The following is a 26,195-nucleotide window of genomic DNA, read 5'->3' as shown; positions in this document are numbered from 1 at the left end:
AAATTTATTTTTTAATTAAAAAATAGAATATATAATAATATTTCTTGACAAAAACATAATATACTTATATTTATATTTTATTCGTTATCATTATAAAATTTTAAAACTAAATTTATGTCTCAATTATCTTTAGGTATTAATATCGATCATGTAGCTACTTTAAGAAATGCACGTGGAGGGAAAGATCCGAGTCCAGTACACGTTGCTATAATTGCTGAATCTGCAGGAGCAGACGGCATTACAATGCATCTTCGCGAAGATCGTCGACATATTCATGAAAAAGATCTTTTTTTAATAAAAAAAATTATACATTCAAAAATTAATTTAGAAATGGCTCCTACAGAAAATATGTTTAATATTGCACAAAAATTACTTCCAAATTCTTGCTGTTTAGTGCCAGAAAATAGAGCAGAAATTACTACAGAAAGCGGTCTTGATATCATTAAACAAAAAAAAAATTTACATAATTTAATTTTAAAATTAAAAAATATTGGCATTAAAGTTTCTGTATTTTTAGATCCTATAAAAGAACAAATTTTAGCTGCTTCTAAAATTTCTGCAGACTGTATTGAAATAAATACGGGAAAATATGCAAATCAAAATAGTTTAATAAACAAACGAATAGAACTAAAAAAAATTCAAAATTGCTCTAAGTATTGCAATGACCTTGGTTTACAAGTACATGCAGGACACGGATTAAATATTTTTAATGTTTATGACATTGCAAAAATTGAAAATATAAAAGAAATTAATATAGGACATTCTATAATTAGCAGAAGTATAATATTAGGTATTTTTAAATCTATTCAAGAAATGAAAAATATTATATATATGGCACGTAATACATGACAATAATCGGAATAGGAATAGATATTGTAAGCATAAAAAGAATTAATAAAGTTATTTTATATTATGGAAATAGATTTATAAAAAAAATTTTGTCTAAGAATGAAGAAATTCAATATTATGGATTATTAAATACTCATATCAGAAAATCTATTTATTTTCTTGCAAAACATTTAGCAGCTAAAGAAGCAGCAAGTAAAGCACTAGGCATTGGAATGCGAAAAGGATTATCATTTGCGCATTTTGAAATTTTCCACGATCATTTGGGAAAACCTTATTTAAAATTAAATTCAATAGCCAAAAATCTTTTAAAAGATTTAAATATCACTGATATACATCTTAGTTTAACTGACGAACGCAAGTATGCATGTGCTATGGTAGTACTCGAAAGTAATTTAATTAATAAATTAGGAACAAAAAATATTTAATTTAATAAAAATATATTTTATAAAATTTCTTATCTGACCTCAAAAAATGCAAAATATCTATTTTAAGCATAAATTATTAAATTATTATTCGCATACAATATATAAAATAACAAATTTATAATAAATGAGATAAAAATGCATACAAATACTGTGTATACTCAATCAGGATATGTATTAAACAAAAATGATATTTTTTTATGGAAACAATACATACCTATGATTCGTCATGAAGCATTAAGATTGCAAGTTAAACTTCCTAGTAATGTTGAATTAGACGACTTAATTCAATCAGGAATGATAGGATTTCTCTCTGCTATAGAAAATTTTGACATTAATCAAGGTGCGAGTTTTTCTACGTATGCTCGTTCCAGAATTCGATGGAGCATGCTAGATGAACTCAGAGAGCGTGACTGGGTTCCTCGTAGTGTTAGAAGAAATGCAAGAGATATTGCATCTGCCATACAAAGATTAGAACAAAAATTAGGATTATCTGCTACCGAAAAGCAAATAGCAGAAGAACTCGGAGTATCTTTATTAGAATATCAAAAAATGCTTCAAGAAACTAATTGCAGTCAAATTTTTTCTTTAGAAGATTTAGGTAATTACCAAGAGACTCTTGGTTTTAAAGGGATTAATATACTTGAAGACACTAAAGATCCATGTCAATTATTGTTAATAAATACTCTAAAAATGAAAATTATTCAAGAAATTCGTAATTTGCCTAAACGCGAACAAGTCTTATTGAATCTATATTATCAACAAGAATTAAATTTAAAAGAAATCGGTTTAGTATTAGGAGTTGGAGAATCACGTGTCAGTCAGTTGCATAGTTTAGCTATAAAAAGATTGCGTGCTCGTTTAAAAGATAACATTTAAAAAAATTTTACTTGCATTTGCTTATTTTAAATTGAAATGAATTTATTTTGATTGTACTTAATGTTTTAATTACTTCATGTTTTAATGTATATAGCATGTTTTCGAACATAGTAAACGATTCTCTTTTATATTCTTGTTTTGGATCTTTTTGTGCATATCCTCTTAAGTGTATCCCTTGTCTTAAATAATCTATAGATGCTAAATGTTCTCTCCAAAGAGTATCTAAAGTTTTTAGCATAATATTTTTTTCAAAATTTCTTAAAGTTTTATAACCAATTTTTTGTTCTTTTTTTTGATAATTTTTTAGCATTTCTTCCAAAGTACGCTGATATATTACATGAATATTATTTTGTAATACTTCAATTGATAAATAAACATCAAAGTTTTCTTTTATTTTTTTTTGCAAATCTTTTATTTTTAATGATACATGGGATTCTTGCGTAGTATACTGTTTGAAAAAATATTTTAATACATCTTTACGTATATTATGAATTATTTCTTGAACATTTTCAGAATACAAAATTTCGTTTCTTTGATGATAGATAGCTTTTCTCTGCTCATTAGCAACATCATCATAATCTAATAATTGTTTTCTCATATCAAAATTACGATTTTCTACTTTGCTTTGTGCATTAGAAATAGCTTTTGTAATCCATTTATGCTCAATTGCTTCACCGGAACGCATACCTAATTTTTGCATAGTCTGTATAATACGATTTGAAGAAAAAATTCTCATTAAATTATCTTCCATAGATACATAAAATCTCGACGAACCAGGATCTCCTTGACGACCCGATCTACCTCTTAATTGATTGTCAATACGACGTGACTCGTGACGTTCGGTACCAATAATATGTAAACCGCCTAATTTGATGACTGTTTGATTTCTAACTTTCCAGGCTTCTTTAATTTCTTTAACTTTTGTTCTATTTAAATTTTTTTTATATTTTATAAGTTCAGATTTCCAATTTCCTCCAAGGATAATATCCGTGCCTCTTCCTGCCATATTTGTAGCTATCGTAATAGCTTGAGGATATCCTGCTTGAGAAATAATTTCTGCTTCCAATTCATGGAATTTTGCATTAAGCACTTTATGTTTAATTCCTATTGATCTTAATATTTTTGAAATTTTTTCAGATTTTTCAATAGAAATTGTGCCAACTAAAACGGGAATTTTTTTTAAATAACAATCTTGTATATTTTTTACAATTGCAGATAATTTTTCTTTTTCTGTCATATATACTAAATCGGACAAATCTTGACGAATAATAGGTCGATTTGTAGGAATGACAATAGTATCTAATTTATAAATTGCTTTAAATTCTTCAGCTTCAGTATATGCAGTACCTGTCATTCCAGATAATTTTTCATATAATCTAAAATAATTTTGAAATGTAATTGATGCTAAAGTTTGATTTTCATTATGCACTGGTACATTTTCCTTAGCTTCTATTGCTTGATGTAATCCATCAGACCATCTACGACCAGGCATTGTACGTCCAGTATGTTCATCAACAATAATAACTGTATTATTTTTTATGATATAATCTACATTTTTAAAAAATAATGTATGCGCTCTTAATGCAGAAAGCACATGATGCATAAGTGTAATATTACTAGAAGAATATAAAGAATCTTCTTTATTAATTAATTTATGTTTAATTAATAATTTTTCGATTAATATCAAGCCTCTTTCTGTTAAATTAACTTGACGAGATTTCTCGTCTATTGAAAAATGCCCTTGACCTTGAAAGGTATCAGAATCTTCTTGATCCTGCTTAATTAAATTGGGAATTAATTGATTAATCTTTAAGTAAATTTCTGAACTATTGTTAGTAGGGCCTGAAATAATTAATGGAGTACGAGATTCATCAATAAGAATCGAATCAACTTCGTCGATTAATGCAAAATATAGTTTACGTTGTACTTTTTCATTTATATCAAAAATCATGTTATCTCTTAAATAATCGAACCCATATTCATTATTTGTACCATAAGTAATATCTGATAAGTAGGCATGACGCTTTTCTGAAATAGTTAAACCAGATAGATTTACACCAACAGTTAATCCTAAAAATTCAAATAAAGGTTGATTATTACTTGCATCTCTTTTTGCTAAATAATCATTTACAGTAACTATATGTACACCATGCCCTAATAAAGCATTTAAATAAGCTGGTAAAACTGAAGTAATAGTTTTACCTTCTCCGGTACTCATTTCAGCAATACAACAGCGATTTAATACTATCCCGCCCATTAATTGAACGTCAAAATGTCGCATATTAAATAATCTTTTGCTGACTTCTCTCACAGTTGCAAATGCTTCTGGTAATAGAACATCTAAACTACAACCATCTGAAATACGATTTTTAAATTCTATAGTCTTATTAGATAGTTGTTGATCAGTAAGAATTTCCATGTGAGGTTCGAATCGATTGATTATTAAAACGAGCTTTTGAATTTCTTTTAAAGCTCGATCATTAGTATTTCCAAGAATTTTATTAAAAAATTTTCTGAACATATCTCTGCATAGAATTTTATGAAAATTTATTTTATTTAAAAATTACTATTGTTAAATGATAATGTATATTTGAATATAATATTTAAATAAATTTATCTGATTTTTTTTACGATTAAATTAATATTTAAAATATTTTGAATGATTATGTAATAATTTTTATTTGTTACTGAAATAATAATTTTAATTTTGACTAAAAAATTTAATTTATTAATTAAAAATTATTTTATATTAAAAATATTTTAAAAAAAATATATTTTATACTAATTAAAATTTTTTAAAATATTAACAATTACTCTTATTTAAGATAATTAATAAATAAAAAAATTAAAATATATTAAATAATACATACTACTTAATAAAATACGATATATTTTATATTTTAATATTTTAAAAATTTTATTTGAAATAAATATTTTATGTGTAAAAAAAATATTTAAAATATTTTATATTTATTTTTAATAATTATAAATTACATTTACTTAAAAAGTAACTGAATTTTATTTTTAATAATTTATGAATTTTTTTTCAATTTTTTTAATCCCCAGGTGTTTTTATTTTTTAAAATTTTTTTAAGTAATAAATAATTCATTGTATGACCTGGTTTAAAAGCTCTAAAAGCTCCTAAAATATTATAACCTGGTATAAAAAAATCTCCTATTATATCAAGTATTTTATGACGTACAAATTCATTATCAAATCGTAGTCCATGATGATTTAAAATATTTTTTTCGCCTATAACAATCGCACAATTATAACTGCATCCTAAAGCTAATTTTTGAGATCTTAGAATGTCTATATCTTTTAAAAATCCAAAAGTTCTAGCGCGACTAATTTTCTCAATAAAAGATTTAATAGAAAAAGTAAAAAAGTAATTTTGTAATGTTGCAGATATTACTGGATGATTAAAATCAATAGTGACATCTAAAGTAAATTGATTATGTGGAACAACCTCGATCCATTTATCTTCTTTTTCAACACGTACTAATTTTTTTATATATATAAATTTTTTTTCATATGCTAATTTTTTAACTCCAGCACGTAATATTAAATTTACAAAAGGCCATGCACTGCCATCCATAATAGGAATTTCGGAACCTGTTAATTCAATAACAATGTTGTCAATCCATAATCCTGATAAAGCAGCACTTAAATGTTCGATAGTAGAGATTTTTATTCCATTTTTATCTTCTAAAGACGTACAAAATTTGGTATTTTTAATCATATCAATATGAGAAACTAATTCTACCGGAGGTACTAAATCAATACGTCGATAGATAATTCCAGTATTTTCTGGAGCAGGAAGAAGTGTTAACGTAATCATTTTTCCTGAATGAAGCCCTATCCCTGTACACTGTATAGACTTTTTTAAAGTATTTTGTTTAATCATATATTGCTTTACTTATACTAACATAGTAATAGAGAGCAGTTTTGCTTGTTTCGTTCTTTAATAAAAATTAATCTGCTTGTTTACGTAAAAAAGCCGGAATATCTAAGTAATCAGATTGAAGATTATCTTCTATTATTTTTTTGTTATTTAACAACTTTTTATGTATAAGAGTTTTGTTATCTAGAGATGATCCTTGTGCAGGGTAATTGTAGGTAAAATGATCGATATTTTTTTTATTAACGTCTACGTTTTTAACTAACTTTATTTCAGGTCTTTTATCCATCCCAATTCCAGTTGCTACAACAGTAACACGTAATTCTTCATTCATATTAGGATCTAACGATGTTCCAATTACTACTGTAGCATTATCTGAAGCAAAAGAACGTACTGTATTTCCAACAGATTCAAATTCATCTAAACGTAAATCAAATCCTGCAGTAATATTTACTAGGACTCCACGTGCTCCAGAAAGATCGATATCTTCTAACAAAGGACTAGAAATTGCCATTTCAGATGATTCTTCTGATCTATTTTCGCCTTTAGAAGTACCTGAACCCATCATAGCATACCCCATTTCTGACATAACTGTTTTTACATCGGCAAAATCTACATTAATTAATCCCGGACGTGTAATTAATTCTGCAATTCCTTGAACTGCATTTTTTAATACATCATTTGCTGCACTAAATGCATCTAACAATGAAATTCCGCGACCTAATACTTTCAATAATTTATCATTTGGAATAATTATTAAAGAATCTACACTTTTCGAAAGTAAATCAATACCTTGTTCTGCGAACAACATACGTTTTTTACCTTCGAAGTGAAATGGTTTTGTAACTACTGCTACGGTTAAAATTCCGAGATCTTTAGCAATTTCCGCAATTACTGGAGCGGCACCTGTACCGGTACCTCCACCCATACCCGAAGCAATAAATACCATGTCGGCGCCTTCTAACATGGCACGAAGCGCATCTTTATCTTCTTCTGCAGAATTTCTCCCTATTTCTGGATTTGCACCAGCTCCTAAACCTTTTGTAATACTATTGCCAATTTGAATTGTTTGATTGACTTCAGTTTTTTTTAATGCTTGAGCGTCAGTATTAACTGCAAAAAAATCGACGCCTTCGATACATTCGCGTACCATATGTTCAACTGCATTTCCTCCACCACCTCCAATTCCAACTACTTTAATGACTGCATCACTAGTTAATTCCATTGGTTCAAACATAATATATCTCCAAAACTAATCGCATCAAAAAAATTGATTTGACTTAATTTTCAAGTTTTAAAATTCTTTTTTAATCCAATTATTAAATTTTTTTATCCAATTTGCAAAAAAAGTATATTTTTCTGTTGTTTCAATATCTTTATTAAAAACGTATTCTTTACCATAATGTAATAAACCTACTACTGTTGAATGATATGGATGATTTACAGATTCAGTTAATCCTGAGATATTCTGAGGTCTTCCAATACGTACTTGCATACGAAATACTTGTTGTGCGCAATCGGATAATCCGTCGATTTGGGATGCACCTCCCGTTAACACTATACCTGCAGATAAATGGTGTTTAATTTTTTCAGAACGTAATTGTTTTTGCAAATTTAAAATTTCATCGCTAACTAAATGTAATAACTCTGTATATCTTGGTTCGATAACTTCTGCCAGAGTTTTTCTTTGTAAACTTCTTGTAGGTCTACCTCCTAAACTAGCAATTTCTACGGTTTCTTCTTTATTGACTAATGATTTTAAAGCACATCCGTAATGAATTTTAATTGATTCAGCTTCTAAAGGGGGTGTGCCAAAAGCATATGAAATATCTTTAGTAACTATGTTTCCGGCATATGGAATTACTTTTGTATAGCGTAACGCTCCGGCAGTGTAAATTGCAATATCCATGGTGCCTCCGCCCATATCTACTATGCATACCCCAAGTTCTTTTTCATCTTCGGTTAACACCGAACAACTAGATGCCAATCCAGAAAAAATTAATTGATCTATTTTTACTCCACATCTACGTGCAGCTTTAATCATATTTTTTGCCATATCGTTATGACACGTAATTAAATGAACACTAGCTTGCATTCGTACGCCTGCTAATCCAATTGGATTTTTGATACCTTCTTGATAATCGATAGTATAATCTTGTGGAATTACATGAAGAATACGATGTTCATTTTTTATTCGTACGGATTTTGCAGTATGTACAACATTTTCTATATCTTCTTGTGTCACTTCTTCTTCAGTAATCGGCACCATGCCAATTTCGTTTTGACATGAAATGTGTTTTCCTGAAAGAGCAAGATAAGCAGATTCGATATGACATTTCGCTGTCATTTCAGCTTGGTGAACTGCTTGTTGTACACATTGTACTACTGCTTCTAAATCATTTACTCCACCTTTATCAATTCCTTTAGAAGGAGAATTTCCTGATCCAATAATTTTTATAATTCCATCAGGTAAAATATCTCCTACAAGAAGAGCGACTTTAGACGTTCCAATTTCTAGTCCTACTAGTTTTTTATTCGTCTCTTTCGTCATAAAGTTTGCCTGTACTATTAAATTGATTATTTATATCCAACTGATAATCCTGAATTATATCTAAGATCTATATACTTCATTTTTTTATTTTCTTTCTGAGCTATTTTTAATAATACTGGATATATCGTTACAAATCTTTGTAATCTATATATTTTATCATACCGTCCCAATCTTATCTTTAAATTATTTTCTATTGTTAAATCCCAGTTAAATTGTTCTCCGATATAAATTGTATTTAAAGATATTTGCTCTTTTTCCAAAATACTTTTTATTTTTAATAGCACATGCAAAACGATTTTTTCACTATTTTGCGGTGCATATATTTTTAGTAAATTTTTAATATTATTTAATCGTTTCTTAGGCACATAAAAAATTGTTCCGTTCACATCTATGAAATAGATATCGTTCCAAAATCCTATAGGAATGTATTCAAGAATTTGCACAATTAGAGAGTCTGGCCATTTTTTTTCTATACTCGATTTTTGAATCCATGGAATTTTAGATATATTAGTTTGAATAGTAATTATGTCGTGTTGAATAAATTTTTTAGAATATTTTATACCTAAAATAATTTGATTAATATCTTCTACTGTAGTAAAGTTCTGGTTTCCTTTAATAATGATTTTAGATAATGGAAAAATAAACAAAATGTTAGAAAATTTTACTATATTCCAAAAAAACCAAACTATACATCCTATAGATACAAATAAAAAAATAAATTTATATGATTTTTTAATTTTTTGATATGTTTTTGTATTAAACATTAAAATTTTATTATCTTTATATATTTTATTTTTTCTAAAATTTAAATTTTTTTATTAATTAATTTTTTGAATATCAGTTCAATATCTCCAGCCCCTTGTAATAGCAGTATATCTTGACTGAGGAGTAAAATTTTTAATATTTTATATAAATTATTTATATTTGGAACGAATACAGCATGCGTTTTTTTCAATTTACGAATATTCTTGCAAAAAACTTTGCTATTTATACCAGCAATAGGTTTTTCAAAAGCGGGGTATATGTTTAACAATAATAAAATATCTACAGTAGATAAAATTTCTATAAAATCTCTGTATAAAAATTTCATACGTGTGTATCGGTGTGGCTGGAAGACCATGACTAGTCTTCTATTACACCATAATTTTTTAACAATTTGAATAGTTAATTTTATTTCAGTAGGATGATGTCCGTAGTCATCAATCAATGCAATTTCTCCTATTTTTTTATTAATTTTTTTTAAATTATAATTTTTTATATAATTGAACCTTCTATAAACTCCTGGAAATTTTAACATAGCATTTAAAATCACCTCACTATGAATACCTTCTTCTATTGCTATAGAAATAGCTGCAGTAGCATTTAGAATGTTAAATTTTCCAGGAGTTTTAATATGTAAATATATATGTTTTTTAATTTTTTTAATATATATTTCAGCAGTAAATATAAAATTTTTTTGGTAATATTTTTTTATATAAATATCAGAATTTTTGTTAAAACCATACGTAACAATTTTCCGATTAATTTTTGGAATAATATTTTGAATAACACGATCATCAAGACATAATATGACATATCCTCCTGAAGATGTATTATTTAAAAATTTAATAAAAGCAGATTTTAAATTTTTGAATTGATTTTCATATGCATTTAAGTGTTCTGCTTCAATGCTAGTTACTACAGCTACTTTAGGTTTAAAATATAAAAAAGAAGCATCACTCTCATCTGCTTCAGCAATCCAATAACGACTTGTACCTAAATAACTGCGTGTATTATCTTTTATTAGTTTGCCGCCATTTATATACGTTGGATTTAATTGAGCTGCTTTAAAAATATGATAAAGCATTGCAGTCGTAGTTGTTTTTCCATGTGTTCCAGAAATAATAATATTATATTTAAATTTCATCAATTCAAACAACATTGCTGCTCTTTTAATAATTGGAATATTAAATTTTTTTGCAGCAAAAATTTCTTCATTATTTTCTGGTATAGCACTGGAAACTACAACTAATTTAGAAAAAAAAATGTTATTTTGGGAATGTTTAATAAAAATTTTTATACCTAGTTTTCTAAGATCGTGGATGATTGAATTTTCAATAATATCTGATCCGCTAATGTTATATCCTAAATTTTTCATTAATGCTGCAAGTGCACCCATACCGGCACCTCCAATTCCAATGAAATGAATTTTATCGGATTTTAAAATTTTTGAAAAAAACAAATCATTTTTAATCATATTATTAATAATATTAAAGTTTATTTTATACTTGTATATTCTGATAAATTTCGTATATAATTTTTTTAGTTGAGTTTTCTATTATTGCGCCTCTTGATTTTTTAGACATTTTGAAAGATTTTTCTCGATTCCAATCGCATAAAAAGTTCAAAACATTTTTTTTTGTAAATTTATTTTGTAAAATAATTTTAGCTGCTCCTATAGCTTCTAAGATTTTAGCATTCCAATATTGTTGATTATCTTTGTGAGGATATGGAATAAAAAATGCAGCTAATCCGATGTGAGCAATCTCGCTAACTGTCAAAGCTCCTGAGCGACAGATCACCAAGTCCGCCCAGCTATATGCTGTATAAATGTCTTCTATAAATGTAAAAATTTTATAATTTTTAGTATTTAACAATTTATCATATTTTTCTTTTACTTTATTATATTCATTAAATCCTGTTTGATGTATTATGTGAAATTTATTTGGCAATATTTTTAAAATAGATGGTATAATATTATTTAATACAGTCGCTCCTTGACTACCTCCTAATATTAACAATCTTAAAGGTCCGGAACGATTTTGAAATCTTATTACAGGAGAAGATATTTTTAAAATATCTTCTCTAATTGGATTTCCTACTACTTTAGAATCTGGAAAAGTGTTTGGAAATGCTTGCAATACTTGACAATTAGACAATTTAGATAAAAAATAATTTGCTAATCCCGGGATTGTATTTTGTTCATGTATTACTAATGGAATTTTTAGCATCCACGTAGCTATAGCTCCTGGTAAAGACGCATATCCTCCTATAGAAAAAACAACATTTGGTTTTATTTTTTTTATGAAAATTTTCGCTTTAAATAAAGCATATATCAATTTCGCTATACTAATGAATTTTAAAAAAATATTTTTTCCACAAAATCCGCTGACATAAAAATATTCAATTGGAATTTTATTTTTTGGTATTAACTGAGATTCTATTTTATTTTTAGCTCCCAACCAAGTTACATTACATCCAAGATTGATTAAATGTTTAGCAATTGATAATCCTACAAATACGTGACCTCCGCTACCTCCACCTGAAATCAAAATATGTATATTTTTTTTGTTTTTCATAAATTAATTGCTTGATATTTTTTTAAACGTAATTCAAAATCTAATCTTAATACAAATGCCAATGATACTAAAATAGTAATTAAACTGGAACCTCCATAACTGATTAAAGGTAAAGTTAATCCTTTTACCGGTAAAATACCTATAACTCCTCCGACATTCATAATTGTTTGCAAACTTAACCATATTCCTATTGCATAAGAAAAATATCCAGGTACTTTATTGTGATTTTTTAAAGATCTTTTTCCGATATATAGTGTACGTATAGACATTAAAAATATCATAGATAATATTAGTATTGATCCTAAATATCCAAGTTCTTCTCCTAAAACAGAAAAAATAAAATCTGTATGTGATTCCGGTAAATACTCTAATTTTTGTATAGAATTACCTAGTCCGGTACCAAAAAATTTCCCTCTTCCAAAAGCCATTAATGATTGTGTTATTTGATATCCACTATCAAAAGGATCGTTCCAAGGATTCCAAAAAGCTAATATTCTGCGTATTCTATACGGCTTATAAACGATTAATATCGTAATAGTTAATAATCCGAATAAAAATATAGAAAAAAATTGCCACAATTTAATTCCTGCTAAAAATAACAAAATTAAAGTAGTAAAAAATAAAATTAACGCATTTCCAAGATCAGGCTGCATAAGTAGTAATATTATAAATATTAAAGTAATAATAATAGGCTTAAAAAGACCCCAAAAAGTATTTTTAAGTTCTTCTTTTTTTCTTACTATATAATGTGAAATATAAAAAAATAATACTAACTTAGACCATTCTGAAGGTTGAAAATGTAATGATCCTATAGATATCCATCTTGTTGCTCCATTAATAGTATCTCCATATAAAAATATGGTGCACAATAAAAAAAGAGTTCCAAATAAATTTATTCGGCTATAATTTTCCCAAGAACTTGTTGGATATTTTAATATTTGAAAAAATATTAAAAAAGATATTAAAAAATAAAAAAAGTTACGTTTTGTAAAATAAAATGGATCATTATGTAATCTACTGCCAAATGATATAGATGCTGATGCAACCATAATAAGCCCGATCACACTTAACACTAAAATTAAAAATAGTAATTTTTTATCATAAAATGATATATTTGCAACTTCATTTGTTTTATACTTATATTTCATTTATACATATTTAATTTATCCAAATTGTTTTGCAAGTTGAATAAAACGATTTCCCCGATCTTTAAAATTTTTGAATTGATCTAAACTAGAACAAGCTGGCGATAATAGTACGACATCCCCGGAATGTATATTTTTTTTAATTTTTATGATTGATTGTTTTAACGTACAACTAACTTCCGCATTAGTATGTATTTTAGATAATAGATATGCGTCTTTTCCGAAGCAATATAACTTAACTTTTTTCCTTTTTAAAATGTTTGACAATGTTAACAAGTTAGCTGATTTGCTATCGCCTCCTAATAACAAATGAATGTTTCCTTGAGTATTTGTTGACATTAAAGCTGTTTTAGTGCTTTCTACATTTGTAGATTTAGAATCATTAATCCAAATAACATTGTTTCTTTTTAAGACTAATTGAAATCTGTGTGATAATCCAGAAAAGTTTTTTAATGCTTTTACGATAGCTATACGAGGAAAATTTACAATATCTGCAATTGCTAATGCAGACAATGCATTCATATAATTATGATAACCTCGTATTTTCATATGTGAACATTTTAATACAATTTGTTTGTTTGCTACTAACCACATATCATTGTGAATGTTTTTAATTTGATATGTGCCTGAATTTTTTGAAAATCCTACACAATTTTTATTATCGTTATCAATTGGCCATGTTAATGGGTCATCTAAATTTATTAAGTTTATTTTTGAATAGCTATAAATTTTTAATTTATATGCACGATATTGATTTATTCCTAAAGGATAGCGGTCCATATGATCATGAGTAACATTCAATATTGATGAAACTAATGTATTTAACTTAAATGTACTTTCTAATTGAAAACTTGATACCTCAATAATATATAATTGACAGTCTTTTTTGTTTAATAAATTTAATGCTGGTGTACCTAAATTACCTCCCATACCTACTGGGATACCTGCATAAGAAGCTATTTTTCCGAGCATTGCTGTTACCGTACTTTTTCCATTAGATCCAGTAATGGCTATAATTGGTTTTTGTGCTTCTCTTGCAAATAATTCTATATCTCCAATAATTTCTATTTTTGCTTTTTTTGCAGCAATTAATGATGGATGTGATAAAGGTACTCCTGGACTAATCACAATTAATGTAGATTTTAATATCCATGCTATATTTAAACTTCCTAAATGACAGGGAAGATCCGATGGAATTTGTTTTAAAAATTTTGGTGAATTATCTTCATCCATTAACCATGGCTTAACACCTTGACGATAAAAAAAATTTATACAGGAAAGCCCTGTTTTTCCTAATCCAATAATAATAATTTTTTTTCCTAAATAGGATATCATTTATATTTTATCTCATTTTTAATGTTAAAATCCCTAATAAAACCAAAATAAAAGAAATAATCCAAAATCGTACTATTACTCTAGGTTCCGGACATCCTCGTAATTCATAATGATGATGAATTGGCGCCATACGAAAAATTCTTTGACCAAAAAATTTAAAACATATTACTTGTAAAATAACAGAAATTGTTTCTAATACAAATATTCCACCCATGATAAACAATAATATTTCTTGTCTTACTAAAACAGAAATTATTCCTAATCCTCCACCTAAAGCTAATGATCCTACGTCGCCCATAAAAATTTGCGCAGGGTATGCATTAAACCATAAAAACCCTAAGCCTGCTCCAACAATAGAAGCACATATTATTACTAATTCCCCGGAAAATTGAATATAAGGAATGTTTAAATAATAAGCAAAATGTATATTTCCAGTTATCCATGATATTATTGAAAAACCGGAAGCAATAAAAACTGTTGGCATAATAGCTAAACCGTCTAAACCATCTGTTAAGTTCACTGCATTACTAGTTCCAACAATTACTAAATAAGTAGTAATAATATACCACCATCCCAATTGAGGCATAACCTCTTTAAAAAAAGGTATAACCAGCTGTGTAACGTTAGAATTTTGATATTTTAAAAATATTAAAATAGCAATAATTATTGCTATAATTGATTGCCAAAAATATTTCCATTTTGCCGATAACCCTTTAGAATTATTTTTGATAATTTTCATGTAATCATCATAAAATCCTACTATTCCATACCCTATTAATATATATAACACGTACCAAACATAAGGATTAGATAAACGACACCAAACAAGTGTAGAAATAATGATTGTAACTAAAATCATAATTCCTCCCATTGTTGGAGTGTCATTTTTATATAAATGAGATTCTGGACCATCTGTGCGAATAATTTGATTAATCTGAAATTTTTTTAAGAAAGCAATAATGTAAGGACCAAACCAAAGTGATAAGAAAAAAGCTGTAAATAAACCAGTAATAGCACGTACTGTTAAGTATGAAAAAATATTAAAAACAGAACAAATATGCATTAATTTTTCAAATAAAAATGCTAGCATATTTAGTGTTCCTTATTAATATTTGCACTATTTTATATATTTGAGTATCATGTGAACCTTTCGCTAAAATAGTAGTTATCGGATATTGGTTGAGAATTTGCATAATATCTTGTAATAATAATTCTATATCATAATAATGTTTGCCTTTTTTGCTTATATAACTTGAATACTGACTCATATAGCCAATACTAAAAACTCGATGAATATTAGATTGCGATAAAACTGTTCCTAATTTTTTATGAAAAAAAATTCCGTTGTTTACACCAAGATCTAACATATCACCAATAATTATTACGCGATATCCTGGCATTTTTCTTAATACTGAAATAGCTGCAATCATAGATCCTATATTAGCATTATAACTATCATCGAATAATATTTGATTCTTGTTTAAAAAAATAGGAAATAATCTTCCTGGAAATGAAAAAAAATTTTTTAATCCAAATGCTATAGTACATAAATTTACGCCTAATAAATACGATAATATACTTGCTGCTATAGCATTTGATATATTATGATTTCCTATTGTATTTAGTTTAATATTTAATGTTCCAGTTGGGGTATTTAATCGTATTTTTGTTATTAAATTTTTTTGGATTATATCAATTAAATGAAAAAAATTTTTCTGACATTTTTTTAATCCAAACCAAAAAACTGATTGATTTTTTATTTTATTTTTCCATAATGACCAATTATGACTATCAGAATTTAAAAGTATCATGCTGTCATTTAACATGCCAGAAAAAATTTCTCCTTTTGCTTGAGAAACGCCATACAAAGAGCGAAAACCTAGTAGATGTGATTCTACAATATTATTAATTAATATTAAATTTGGGCGTATTAAATATGAAGAATGTTGGATTTCATTGAATCGACTGCCTCCTACTTCTATTACTGCAAATTTATGTTCTTTTTTTAATTCTAATAATGTTAACAATACGCCTAAGGTATTGTTAAAATTTTTTTTTGTTGCAAGTGTTTTTTCACATATATTCAAAATTTTAAATACCATTTCTTTTACTGAAGTTTTACCGCATGATCCAGTAATTGCAACAATTTTGACATTAATCTTATTACGCAACCACTTGGCAATTTTTCTTAAAGCTTCTATGGTATTACGAACAATAATTTGAGGCATATCAATTGGTAATAATCTGGTATTTAAAATAGCAATGGCTCCATTTTTAATTGCTTCATGTATAAAAATTTCGCTATTATTTTTTTTTCCTTGAATAGTCACGAAAATACATTTTTGATTTTTTTTAATTGTTCTCGAATCAATAGATATTGTATGAATTTTACAGTTTTTTCCTATATATGGAACATTCAAAATACAAGATATATCTTTTAAATATAAAGGAATCATATGATTTTTTTTAATATTTCTTTTACAACAATTTTGTCTGAATAAAAATATTTTTGAGAATAAAATTGTTGATATTCTTCATGACCTTTTCCTAAAATCATAACAATATCTTTTTTATTACTGTTTTGAACAGCAAATTTTATAGCTTTTTTTCTAGATGGAATAAATTTAACATTATTAAAATTTTTTATTCCAATTTTAATATCAGAAAATATTTGTTCTTCATTTTCATATCGAGGATTATCATTTGTAATGATAATATTTTTAGCATATTTCTCGCATATTTTACCCATTATTGCACGCTTTTCACGATCTCGATTACCTCCACATCCAAATATAACATACATATCTGTTTTAAAATGCAATTTTATTGTAATTAACAATTTTTCTAAAGCATCTGGAGTATGAGCATAATCTATAATAATTTTAGGTAATTTTTTCAAATAAAATATTTCCATACGTCCTTGAGGCATATGAATTTTTTCAATATAATTTAAAATTCTTGTAAAAGAATGTCCTTGTATTAATAATACAGCGCAGGCAATTAATAAATTATTAATATTAAATTTTCCAAATAATTTTACATTTACTATTTCTGTGCCCCAACTAGAAACAATTGTTATTTTTGTTCCATAACAGTGAAAAAAAATTTTTTTTACATATATTTTAAGATTTTTAAATTTTTTAGATAAATTATATTTTGTAGAAACTATAATAGCTTGAGGAAATTTTTTTGCCCAATTTTTTCCAACATTATCGTCGATATTAATAATATATTTTGATACAGATAATTCGGAAAATAATTTCCATTTTGAATTCTCATATTGAATCATATTTTTATGATAATCTAAATGTTCATGACTTAAGTTAGTAAAAACAGCTATTGTAAAATACAAGTAATTTACTCTATCTTGAGATAATCCATGTGAAGATACTTCCATAGAAATAATGCGAATATTTTTTTTCAAAAAATTTTTTAAAACTTTTTGACATTTAATAGCAGAATAAGTAGTGTTTTCGGATTTATGAAGTTTGTTAATCTGCCCATATCCTAAAGTACCCATAATACCGCTTTTTTTTCCTAAAAAATTCAGCCATTGTGTAATAAAATATGCCACTGTAGTTTTTCCATTTGTCCCTGTAATACCAATTAATTGCATATATTTTGACGGATGATAATAAAATTTACCTGATAATTCTGAAAGATGACGATTTAACTGATAAAAATAAATTATCGGTATTGTATTAACATAATACATTTTTCCATGTTTACGCATATTATTTGTTTCTACAAGTATGGCTGTAGATCCATTTTGAATTGCTTCAAAAATAAATTTTTTTCCGTGTTGTTTATTTCCCGATATAGCAATAAATAAAGTATTTTGAGTTACTTTTTTGCTATTTAATGTCAAATTATCTAATTTAATACTGGGAATTTCTTTTGAAGAAACCCAAGGAAAAATTAATTTTTTTAAATCTATATAATTAACCATTTTTTATTTTTTTAACGATTTACTATTGTAGTATTCTCGGGCAATTTGTCTGGCAGAATATTCATGTAATGCAATACAATATTCATAATCTCACTAAATACTGGAGCAGATACAGAACCACCATAATATCTACCTCCTTTTGGATCATTAATTACGACAACTAATGCAAAACGAGGATTTTCTACCGGCGCTATACCTGCAGCACATGCAATATATTTATTCACGTAAATTCCATCAGATCCCACTTTTTTAGAAGTTCCTGTTTTTACAGCTATCCTATATCCATGTACAGCTGCTTGTACACCGCTACCCCCAGGTAATGCAACACTTTCCATCATACGAATTACCTGACGTATTATTATTGGTGAAAATATTTGTTTACCGATATTAGTTTTATTTATTTTTATAATAGATAAAGGATGCATAAATCCAATCCCACCTATTGTCGTATATACTTGTGCTAATTGTAATGGAGTTACCATTAAACCATATCCATAAGAAAGTGTAGCTTTTTCAATTCCAGTCCATTTTTTATTTTTTGGAAAAAAACCATTACTTTCTCCAATCAAACCTAATTTAGTAGATTTATCTAGACCAAATAATTGATATGTTTCCAAAAGAGTTTCTATTGGCATAGATAATGCTATTTTGGATACACCTACGTTACTAGATTTTTTTAAAATTCCTTCTATTGTTAAACTTTCATAATCTACTACATCTTTTATACGATATCCATTTAGAACATAAGGGCGTGTATCAATAATACTATTTTCTGTGATAACACCTTTTTGCAAAGCAGAAACGATCACTATTGGTTTAATAATAGAACCTGGTTCAAAAATATCTGTAATAGCTCTATTACGCATCATACTATTATTAGTTTTAGTGAGATTATTAGGATTATATGAAGGGACATTTGTCATAGCCAATATTTCACCGGTATTTACATCAACTAAAATTGCAGTACCTGATTCTGCTTTATTTAAAGCTACTGATTTTTTTAATTTTTTATATACTATAGTTTGTAAATTTCCGTCAATGCTTAATATTAAATTTTTAGATTTTTGAGTTTTTTTTAATATAATATGTTCAATAATTTTTCCAAACCTATCTTTTCTAATTTTTCTTTTTCCTGGAATTCCAGATAACCATGGATCAAAGCTTTTTTCAAGCCCCTCAATACCTTGACCATCAATGTTTGTTATTCCAATAATGTGTGCTGCTGCTTGTCCGATAGGATAATACCTACGTGATTCTTCTTTTAAATGTATACCTGGTAAATTTAACTGATGAATATATTCACCAATTTCAGAATTTACTTGACGTGCTAAATATACAAAACGGCTATTTGGATTATTGTTAATACGTTGAAACAATTGTTCAAAAGAAATAGATAATGCGTTTGATAATGCTTCCCAATATATATTTTTAATAATTCCACCACGATTATTCAATTCTTTAGGATCTACCCATATAGCATGTACTGGTACACTAACTGCAAGAGGATGTTTATTTCTATCTAGAATCATACCTCTTGAAACAGGTATGGTTTCTATACGCAAAGATCTCATGTTGCTTTCATGGATTAAATTATTTGGATTAATAATTTGCAAATAAGTTATTCGCATGATTAAACTTAACAAAAAAATCAAAATAAAACTTAACAAAATTAAAAAACGCCATTTAATTATAAAAATTTTCATATAAAAATATATTTAAATTATTTAATAGCATAAATTATAATATTTTCTTTTAACAAATCTATGTGACACATATTTAATGTTTTAAGCGCAAATAATTCAATTCGACGATGATTACTTAATGTATATTCTTCTAATATTAAATGGCTCCATTCATTTTCTAGTGAAACTTGATCAAATAAAATACGTTCATATTCATAAATAGAGTAACGTGTTTGATATTTAATATAAATTGAAAATATCGATGTAATAATTATTAGTAATACTATTACTATTGATAATTTAGAATAATTTAATATATCTTGTAAAATTATTTTTGTAAGATTTTTTTTTTGTTTTTATCATCTAAATTTTTTCTACAAAACGTAAAATAGCACTTTTCGAGCGAAGATTATTTGATATCTCTTGTTGAGATGGTTTAATTTTTTTAAATTTTTTTAACTTGACTGGAAATTTTTTTTGTATTTGACTTTCTAAAATCGGTAGATTATGAGGATGAATTTGTATTTTACTATTATAGTTAATAAAATTTTTTATTATACGATCTTCGAGTGAATGAAAGCTAATAAAAACTATTCGACCGTTTTCTTTTAATAAAGTTAATATTTGTTTTAGCGTCTCTTTTATTTCTTTTAACTCATTATTGATGTGTATCCGAATTGCTTGAAAACTTCTACGTGCTGGATGTTTATTTTTTTGATAGTAAATACCACATGTATTGCATATTATAGATGACAATTCGCTTGTTTTAGTAATTAATTTTCTTTTTTTATTTTCTATAATAGCTTGTGCTATTTTTTTTGCATAACGTTCTTCTCCAAAATTTTTTAATACAAAATAAATTTCTGATAATTTTGCACGGTTTATCCAATCTGCTGCAGATATTCCGTGCATGTTATTCATACGCATATCTAATGGACCATCTTGTAAAAATGAAAATCCTCTATTTTTATCGTCAATTTGGAAAGAAGAAATCCCAAAATCAAACAAAATTCCATTAACTTTTCCAATAAGATTATATTTTTTTGCATATTGTGTAATTGATGAAAAATTTCCGTGAATAACTTTAATTCTAGGATCTTGGAGGTTGCTTGCTATTTTTATAGCAAGTGGATCTCGATCAATAACGATTATTTGACCTTGAGAATTTAATTTAGATAAAATTTTTTTTGTATGACCCCCTCCTCCAAAAGTTGCATCAATATATGTTCCGCTTGGAATAATATTAATTACATGAATTACTTCATTTAACATTACTGGTATGTGCATATCTCTTTTATAATAACTATTATAAATAATAATATCAGTTAAATACGAATATTTTTATTTAAAAAAATTTATTCTTGAAATAAACAATTAAATTTTAAATTTAATTTTTTTAAAAACACTAATTAGCTGTTAAAAATAAATCTTATAATTAAGATTGCATTTTTTAAATGAAATATTGATACGCTAATTTTTTAATAATATTTAAAAATTATATTTTAATATAACAATTACACTTTTCGAATTTCTTTTAAACTTTGATCAATAAAATATAATCCATGCATATCAGAATTTATCAGCTCTATTCGATCTAAAATAGATTTAAACATTCTTTCTTCTTCATATTGTTCTGAAACGTACCATTTTAAAAAATGAAAAGTTCGATAATCTTGAATTTCTGTTGCATAATGTGATATTTTATGAATTCTTTTACTAATCATTTTTTCGTGGTCATAAGAAAATTGAATGATATCTTTGAAAGATGGGAAATGTTCTGGAGGTGCATCGATAGCTCCTATTCTAGGCGTACTGTCTGAATCATTTAAATAGTCAAATAAACGATACATATGATTCATTTCTTCGTTAGATTGTTGTTTAAAAAATTTACACCCTTCTAATAATTTATTATTATTGCACCAAACACTCATTTGAAGATATAAGTTAGATGAAAATAACTCAAGATTAAGTTGTTTATTTAAATGTGCTATCATTTCTTTTTGAATCATAATTTGAGCATCCTGTATTTTAATAAATTTGTTTTAATTTACACTAAAAATTAATAATAATATATATATGAAAAAAATAACATTTAATATATCTGAAATTTCTAATTTAGAAAAAGAAAAAATTATTTCTGATTTGGCAGCTTCCGGGATTGCTTTCCAAGAAAGGCACAATATGTCTGTCCTAGTGCAAAAAATTGCAAATAAGCAACCCGAACATTTATTGTCGTATTTTTATAAAAGACTAGATCATTATAGAGCAATTGCAAAAAAAATTAAAAGGTCTTTTTTATAATAAAACAAAATTAAAAATTTTTTAAATATTTTTTTTTATAAAATAATTTATTTTTGTTTTTAGCTAAAGTTAATTCGATTAATTTATTAATTAATGAAGAAAAATTAACTCCTGAAGCCTCCCATAATTTAGAATACATGCTATTTTCAGTGAATCCGGGTATCGTATTAATTTCATTTAAAATGATTTCTTCTTTTTTTGTTATAAAAAAATCTATACGAGCCATAATGCTACATTCTAGCATTAAAAATACTTTTTTAGCTATTTGACGAATATTATTTGATAAATTATTTGAAATGTTTGCTGGAATAATTAATTTACTATCCTTGATGTATTTGGCTTGAAAGTCATAAAATTTATTTTTATGTTGAATTTCACCACATATACTAGTAACGGGTTGTTCGTTGCCTAAAATTCCAACTTCTATTTCTCGACCAGAAATTAAAGGCTCAATAAGTATCTTATTATCATAAAAAAAAGAATTTTTTATTGATTTTTTTAATTCAAAAAAATTTGATGCTAAATTTACACCGATCGAAGATCCTTGTGTAGCTGGTTTGACAATACATGGAAAACCAATTTTTTTTATAATTTTTGAATATTTTATTTTTTTATATTTTTTTTGATTTTTTATAGTAATTGAAGGTGTTACAAGAATATTGAAAGTTTTTAAAATACGTTTTGTCATGTCTTTGTCCATACATATACTTGATCCTAAAACTCCAGAACCTACGTAGGGTACATTTAAAACATTATAAAATCCTTGAAAACTACCATTTTCTCCTTTTTCACCATGTAAAACTGAAAAAATTAAGTCTACTTGCAACGTTTTTTTATTACTTAAATTTAAAAACTTAAATTTCCACTTCCCTGGTATGACTGCTATATATCCAGTAGCTGGACCTAATTGTATACGATTCATGTCATTTGGATATAAAACATATTTTTTATGTGTTCTTATTCCTAATTTTCCATTTTTTTCAACACCAATTAAAATAAGATGATATTTATTTTTATCAATAGATTGAATAACATTAATTGATGATTTTAATGATATTTGATGTTCTGAAGATTCTCCTCCAAAAAAAATAGCAATGTTTATTTTCATTTTATTCTAATCTTTATTAAAGATATTATGATAGTGCACATTTTAAAAAATTTATAAAATGTATGTAATACAATAATTTTTTTTATATGCTTGTATTTTTTAAATAATATTATATTATCAGTTTAATTAAAAATTTTTAAGTGATATATTTATAATTTAATACACACTAGTATTATTGTAATGTATATAAATTAAAAGATCTCAAAATATTAATTATATTGCAGAAATTTACTAATTAAGGAAATATTTACATGTCTATAATTAAATTGGTTTTGATGCGTCATGGAAGAAGTATATGGAACGATCAAGATCGTTTTACTGGATGGACAGATATTGAATTATCTGAAAAAGGCGAAAAAGAAGTAAAATATGCAGGAGAAGTATTAAGATCTTTTGGGTATTTATTTGATTTTGCTTATACATCTTTATTAAAAAGAGCTATTCATAGTTTATGGATTCTTTTACAAGAAATAGATCAATCTTGGATTCCAATAGAAAAATCTTGGAGATTAAACGAAAGACATTACGGAGCTTTACAAGGATTTAGCAAAAATGAAATTAAAACAAAATATGGCAGTGCACAATTAAAAGAATGGCGTCGTGGATTTTTAAGTATCCCTCCGAAATTAAACACAAATGACATACGATTTCCAGGAAATGATCCGCGATATCTTCGTTTAAAACTTTCTGGTCAACTTCCTACTACAGAAAGCTTAAAATCTACAATTGATCGTATTATACCGTATTGGAAAAAAAAAATTTTCCCCAAATTAAAAAATAAGAATAAATTAATTATTGTTGCACATGGAAATTCTATTCGAGCAATTATGAAATTATTAGATAATCTTGACGAAAAACAAATAACCCAGTTAAATGTGCCCACTGGAGTACCATTAATATACGAATTTGATAAAAATGTATGTCCTAAAAAGCACTATTTTTTGTTTTAAAAAGTAATAATTTAAAATATAAAAAAATTTTAGTATGTATAAGAAAAATTTTTATCATATTTTTGAATATAGTACATTTGATAATATTTTCCTTTCGATCTTAATAACGATTGATGAGTACCTTTTTCAATAATTTTACCATGATGGAGCACTAAAATTTGATCAGCATTTAATATAGTACTTAATCGATGTGCAATTACGATTAAAGTAGTAGTATTTTTTATTTTATACAAAATATAATTAATTTTTTGTTCTATATCTGCATCTATATTTGCGGTAGCTTCATCAAGTATCAATATACTTGGTTCAGAAACTAATACTCTTACAAAAGATAGTAATTGCTTTTGCCCCATAGATAATCTATTGCCGTATTCATCTAACTTAGAAAAAATGCCTTTTGGAAAAGAATTGATAAAAGAAATTAAATCTAAACTAGATAAAATAGACCAAACTTTTTTTTCACTAATATTTCTGCCAAGTACAATATTATCGTAAATTGTTTTTGCCATAAAACAAGGTTCCTGTTGTACCATAGCAATACTATTTCTCATAGAATACTTAGACAACGTTTTTATTGATCTATTATCTATTAATATATGTCCTTCTTGAATTGGATAATGACCCATTATTAAATTTGCTAAAGTAGTTTTTCCGCTGCCTGTTTTACCTACTAATGCTAAAAAACTTTTTTCTGGTATTGAAAAAGATATTTGATTTAGTATAGGATTCTTATGATAGGAAAAAGTTAAATTTTTTACTTCAACTTTACCTTGAAGAATTTTTCGATGATCATTGCCATAACGTTGTATAGGGCAATCTAATAAATAAAAAATTCTTTCTCCTGAAGCGATAGATTGTTGTAAAATAGATTGTTGAGCAGCTAGTTCTATTAAAGGTTCGCTTAATCTACCAAGATAATTAATAAATGTATATAAAATACCAACCCCCATGATTTTAGAGGTATTTAATCCAAAAAATAATAATATTATACAGAGAATTAACGAAAACAATAAACTTAACAAAGGACGAAGTAAAAATCCTTCTAACTTTAAATTTTTCATTCTTACTTGAAAATGCTCATAACCCAGGATATATAATTTTTCTCTAAATCTTTTTTGTTGTTGAAATTGCTGTATAATACTCATATTTTGAATAACTTCGTTGAAAAAGTTATTAATGTTTGCAACACAAGTCCGTAATTTTCTAAAAATTGGTATGCTATAATATTGATATAAACGCATTATATAAAATAAAATTGGAAATAAAAAAAATAAAATACATCCTAATTTAAAATTTAATATTAGAATAGCTATAAACATACTCCCAACTAATGCTATATTTTTTAGTAGTGACGATATAAAATGTGTAAACAAGTCTTTAATAACTTCCGTATCGTTAACAACAATCGAAATTAATTTACCAGTAGATTGGGCATCAAACCAAGATAAAGGCTGTTTAAGTAAAGTACGCATTATCTCAATCCTGATTGTTTTAACAATGCTAAGAGATATCGTACTAAATAAAAACATTTGATGATATCTTAAAATAGCTGATAAAAATTGAAAACTTATAAAAGTTAAAATTAAAACTACTATAATATGCGAAGAAATTTGAATTTCACTAAAAAAACAATCAATAAAATAACTAATAATTATTGGTCCCGAAATTTCCATAATAGAAGAAGTCCACAACAATATGCATATTAAGAAAATTTTTTTTCGAAATGGAAAAGCATAGCGTAGTAATCTTTTTAAAGGATGAAGAGTATAATTTTTTTTACACAT

23 protein-coding genes are annotated in these 26,195 nt (G+C 26.2%); 5 read left to right on the top strand and 18 right to left on the bottom strand.

The features are described 5' to 3' along the window. Positions 1-114 precede the first annotated feature (114 nt). From WIGMOR_RS02955 to WIGMOR_RS02945, 3 genes are all read left to right on the top strand, one after another. Positions 115-849, top strand: coding sequence for a pyridoxine 5'-phosphate synthase (locus tag WIGMOR_RS02955; RefSeq protein WP_014354341.1), 735 nt, complete (start codon positions 115-117; stop codon positions 847-849). Continuing rightward, positions 846-1,274: a holo-ACP synthase gene (gene acpS / locus WIGMOR_RS02950; protein WP_014354340.1), complete on the top strand. Its 429-nt coding sequence runs from the start codon at positions 846-848 to the stop codon at positions 1,272-1,274. Before WIGMOR_RS02955 ends, acpS begins: the two co-directional genes overlap by 4 nt. A gap of 135 nt (positions 1,275-1,409) precedes the next feature. Beyond that, positions 1,410-2,150 carry an RNA polymerase sigma factor FliA gene (locus WIGMOR_RS02945; protein ID WP_014354339.1) on the top strand — a complete coding sequence of 247 codons (741 nt, stop codon included), beginning with the start codon at positions 1,410-1,412 and terminating at the stop codon, positions 2,148-2,150. A gap of 7 nt (positions 2,151-2,157) precedes the next feature. On the opposite strand, the gene secA is transcribed toward WIGMOR_RS02945, so the two are convergent. The 16 genes from secA to ftnA form a co-directional block, all read right to left on the bottom strand. Next, positions 2,158-4,671: a preprotein translocase subunit SecA gene (gene secA / locus WIGMOR_RS02940; RefSeq protein ID WP_014354338.1), complete on the bottom strand. Its 2,514-nt coding sequence runs from the start codon at positions 4,669-4,671 to the stop codon at positions 2,158-2,160. A gap of 511 nt (positions 4,672-5,182) precedes the next feature. Then, positions 5,183-6,058 (bottom strand): UDP-3-O-acyl-N-acetylglucosamine deacetylase, encoded by an 876-nt coding sequence (gene lpxC / locus WIGMOR_RS02935; RefSeq protein ID WP_014354337.1) that lies wholly within the window; start codon positions 6,056-6,058, stop codon positions 5,183-5,185. Between the two features lie 67 nt (positions 6,059-6,125). Further along, positions 6,126-7,289 carry a cell division protein FtsZ gene (gene ftsZ, locus WIGMOR_RS02930; RefSeq protein ID WP_014354336.1) on the bottom strand — a complete coding sequence of 388 codons (1,164 nt, stop codon included), beginning with the start codon at positions 7,287-7,289 and terminating at the stop codon, positions 6,126-6,128. A gap of 57 nt (positions 7,290-7,346) precedes the next feature. Next, the gene (ftsA, locus tag WIGMOR_RS02925) at positions 7,347-8,603 is read right to left on the bottom strand and encodes a cell division protein FtsA (protein WP_014354335.1); all 1,257 of its coding nucleotides are present in this window, start codon (positions 8,601-8,603) and stop codon (positions 7,347-7,349) included. 26 nt (positions 8,604-8,629) lie between these two features. After that, positions 8,630-9,367 (bottom strand): cell division protein FtsQ/DivIB, encoded by a 738-nt coding sequence (locus tag WIGMOR_RS02920; RefSeq protein ID WP_014354334.1) that lies wholly within the window; start codon positions 9,365-9,367, stop codon positions 8,630-8,632. A 41-nt stretch (positions 9,368-9,408) separates the two neighbouring features. Continuing rightward, a complete protein-coding gene (gene murC / locus WIGMOR_RS02915; protein WP_014354333.1) occupies positions 9,409-10,839 on the bottom strand; it encodes a UDP-N-acetylmuramate--L-alanine ligase in 1,431 nt (476 codons plus the stop codon). Between the two features lie 25 nt (positions 10,840-10,864). Beyond that, the gene (gene murG, locus WIGMOR_RS02910) at positions 10,865-11,941 is read right to left on the bottom strand and encodes an undecaprenyldiphospho-muramoylpentapeptide beta-N-acetylglucosaminyltransferase (RefSeq protein WP_014354332.1); all 1,077 of its coding nucleotides are present in this window, start codon (positions 11,939-11,941) and stop codon (positions 10,865-10,867) included. After that, positions 11,938-13,089, bottom strand: a complete 1,152-nt coding sequence (gene ftsW, locus WIGMOR_RS02905) for a cell division protein FtsW (protein WP_014354331.1) — start codon at positions 13,087-13,089, stop codon at positions 11,938-11,940. The genes murG and ftsW overlap by 4 nt, the downstream gene beginning before the upstream one ends. Positions 13,090-13,104: 15 nt before the next feature. After that, entirely contained in the window at positions 13,105-14,421 is a 1,317-nt protein-coding gene (gene murD, locus WIGMOR_RS02900) for a UDP-N-acetylmuramoyl-L-alanine--D-glutamate ligase (RefSeq protein WP_014354330.1), read from the bottom strand. A 7-nt stretch (positions 14,422-14,428) separates the two neighbouring features. Beyond that, entirely contained in the window at positions 14,429-15,511 is a 1,083-nt protein-coding gene (mraY, locus tag WIGMOR_RS02895; RefSeq protein ID WP_014354329.1) for a phospho-N-acetylmuramoyl-pentapeptide-transferase, read from the bottom strand. Continuing rightward, the gene (gene murF / locus WIGMOR_RS02890) at positions 15,492-16,877 is read right to left on the bottom strand and encodes a UDP-N-acetylmuramoyl-tripeptide--D-alanyl-D-alanine ligase (protein WP_014354328.1); all 1,386 of its coding nucleotides are present in this window, start codon (positions 16,875-16,877) and stop codon (positions 15,492-15,494) included. The genes mraY and murF overlap by 20 nt, the downstream gene beginning before the upstream one ends. After that, positions 16,874-18,370, bottom strand: a complete 1,497-nt coding sequence (gene murE, locus WIGMOR_RS02885) for a UDP-N-acetylmuramoyl-L-alanyl-D-glutamate--2,6-diaminopimelate ligase (protein WP_014354327.1) — start codon at positions 18,368-18,370, stop codon at positions 16,874-16,876. Before murE ends, murF begins: the two co-directional genes overlap by 4 nt. 11 nt (positions 18,371-18,381) lie before the next feature. Beyond that, positions 18,382-20,073: a peptidoglycan glycosyltransferase FtsI gene (ftsI, locus tag WIGMOR_RS02880; RefSeq protein WP_014354326.1), complete on the bottom strand. Its 1,692-nt coding sequence runs from the start codon at positions 20,071-20,073 to the stop codon at positions 18,382-18,384. 17 nt (positions 20,074-20,090) lie between these two features. Continuing rightward, on the bottom strand, positions 20,091-20,381 hold the full coding sequence (gene ftsL / locus WIGMOR_RS03610) for a cell division protein FtsL (RefSeq protein ID WP_408068266.1): 291 nt from the start codon (positions 20,379-20,381) through the stop codon (positions 20,091-20,093). A gap of 34 nt (positions 20,382-20,415) precedes the next feature. Continuing rightward, positions 20,416-21,339: a 16S rRNA (cytosine(1402)-N(4))-methyltransferase RsmH gene (gene rsmH / locus WIGMOR_RS02875; protein WP_014354325.1), complete on the bottom strand. Its 924-nt coding sequence runs from the start codon at positions 21,337-21,339 to the stop codon at positions 20,416-20,418. A 227-nt stretch (positions 21,340-21,566) separates the two neighbouring features. Beyond that, positions 21,567-22,061, bottom strand: coding sequence for a non-heme ferritin (gene ftnA, locus WIGMOR_RS02870; RefSeq protein ID WP_014354324.1), 495 nt, complete (start codon positions 22,059-22,061; stop codon positions 21,567-21,569). Positions 22,062-22,128: 67 nt separating this feature from the next. On the opposite strand from ftnA, the gene WIGMOR_RS02865 reads away from it, so the two are divergent. Further along, a complete protein-coding gene (locus WIGMOR_RS02865; RefSeq protein WP_014354323.1) occupies positions 22,129-22,353 on the top strand; it encodes a DNA polymerase III subunit theta in 225 nt (74 codons plus the stop codon). Between the two features lie 10 nt (positions 22,354-22,363). Here WIGMOR_RS02865 and WIGMOR_RS02860 read toward each other — a convergent pair whose 3' ends face one another. Beyond that, positions 22,364-23,461, bottom strand: coding sequence for a D-alanine--D-alanine ligase family protein (locus WIGMOR_RS02860; RefSeq protein ID WP_014354322.1), 1,098 nt, complete (start codon positions 23,459-23,461; stop codon positions 22,364-22,366). Between the two features lie 251 nt (positions 23,462-23,712). Here WIGMOR_RS02860 and gpmA point away from each other — a divergent pair, with 251 nt between their 5' ends. Continuing rightward, the gene (gene gpmA, locus WIGMOR_RS02855; protein WP_014354321.1) at positions 23,713-24,411 is read left to right on the top strand and encodes a 2,3-diphosphoglycerate-dependent phosphoglycerate mutase; all 699 of its coding nucleotides are present in this window, start codon (positions 23,713-23,715) and stop codon (positions 24,409-24,411) included. A 29-nt stretch (positions 24,412-24,440) separates the two neighbouring features. Here the strand turns inward: gpmA and WIGMOR_RS02850 are convergent, their stop codons facing one another. Further along, the gene (locus WIGMOR_RS02850) at positions 24,441-26,195 is read right to left on the bottom strand and encodes a SmdB family multidrug efflux ABC transporter permease/ATP-binding protein (protein WP_014354320.1); all 1,755 of its coding nucleotides are present in this window, start codon (positions 26,193-26,195) and stop codon (positions 24,441-24,443) included.

It is taken from the genome of Wigglesworthia glossinidia endosymbiont of Glossina morsitans morsitans (Yale colony), from assembly GCF_000247565.1.
Lineage (GTDB): Bacteria > Pseudomonadota > Gammaproteobacteria > Enterobacterales > Enterobacteriaceae > Wigglesworthia > Wigglesworthia glossinidia_B.
The sequence above is the reverse complement of the archived record's forward strand: the minus strand, read 5'-3'. Positions and strand labels throughout refer to the sequence as shown.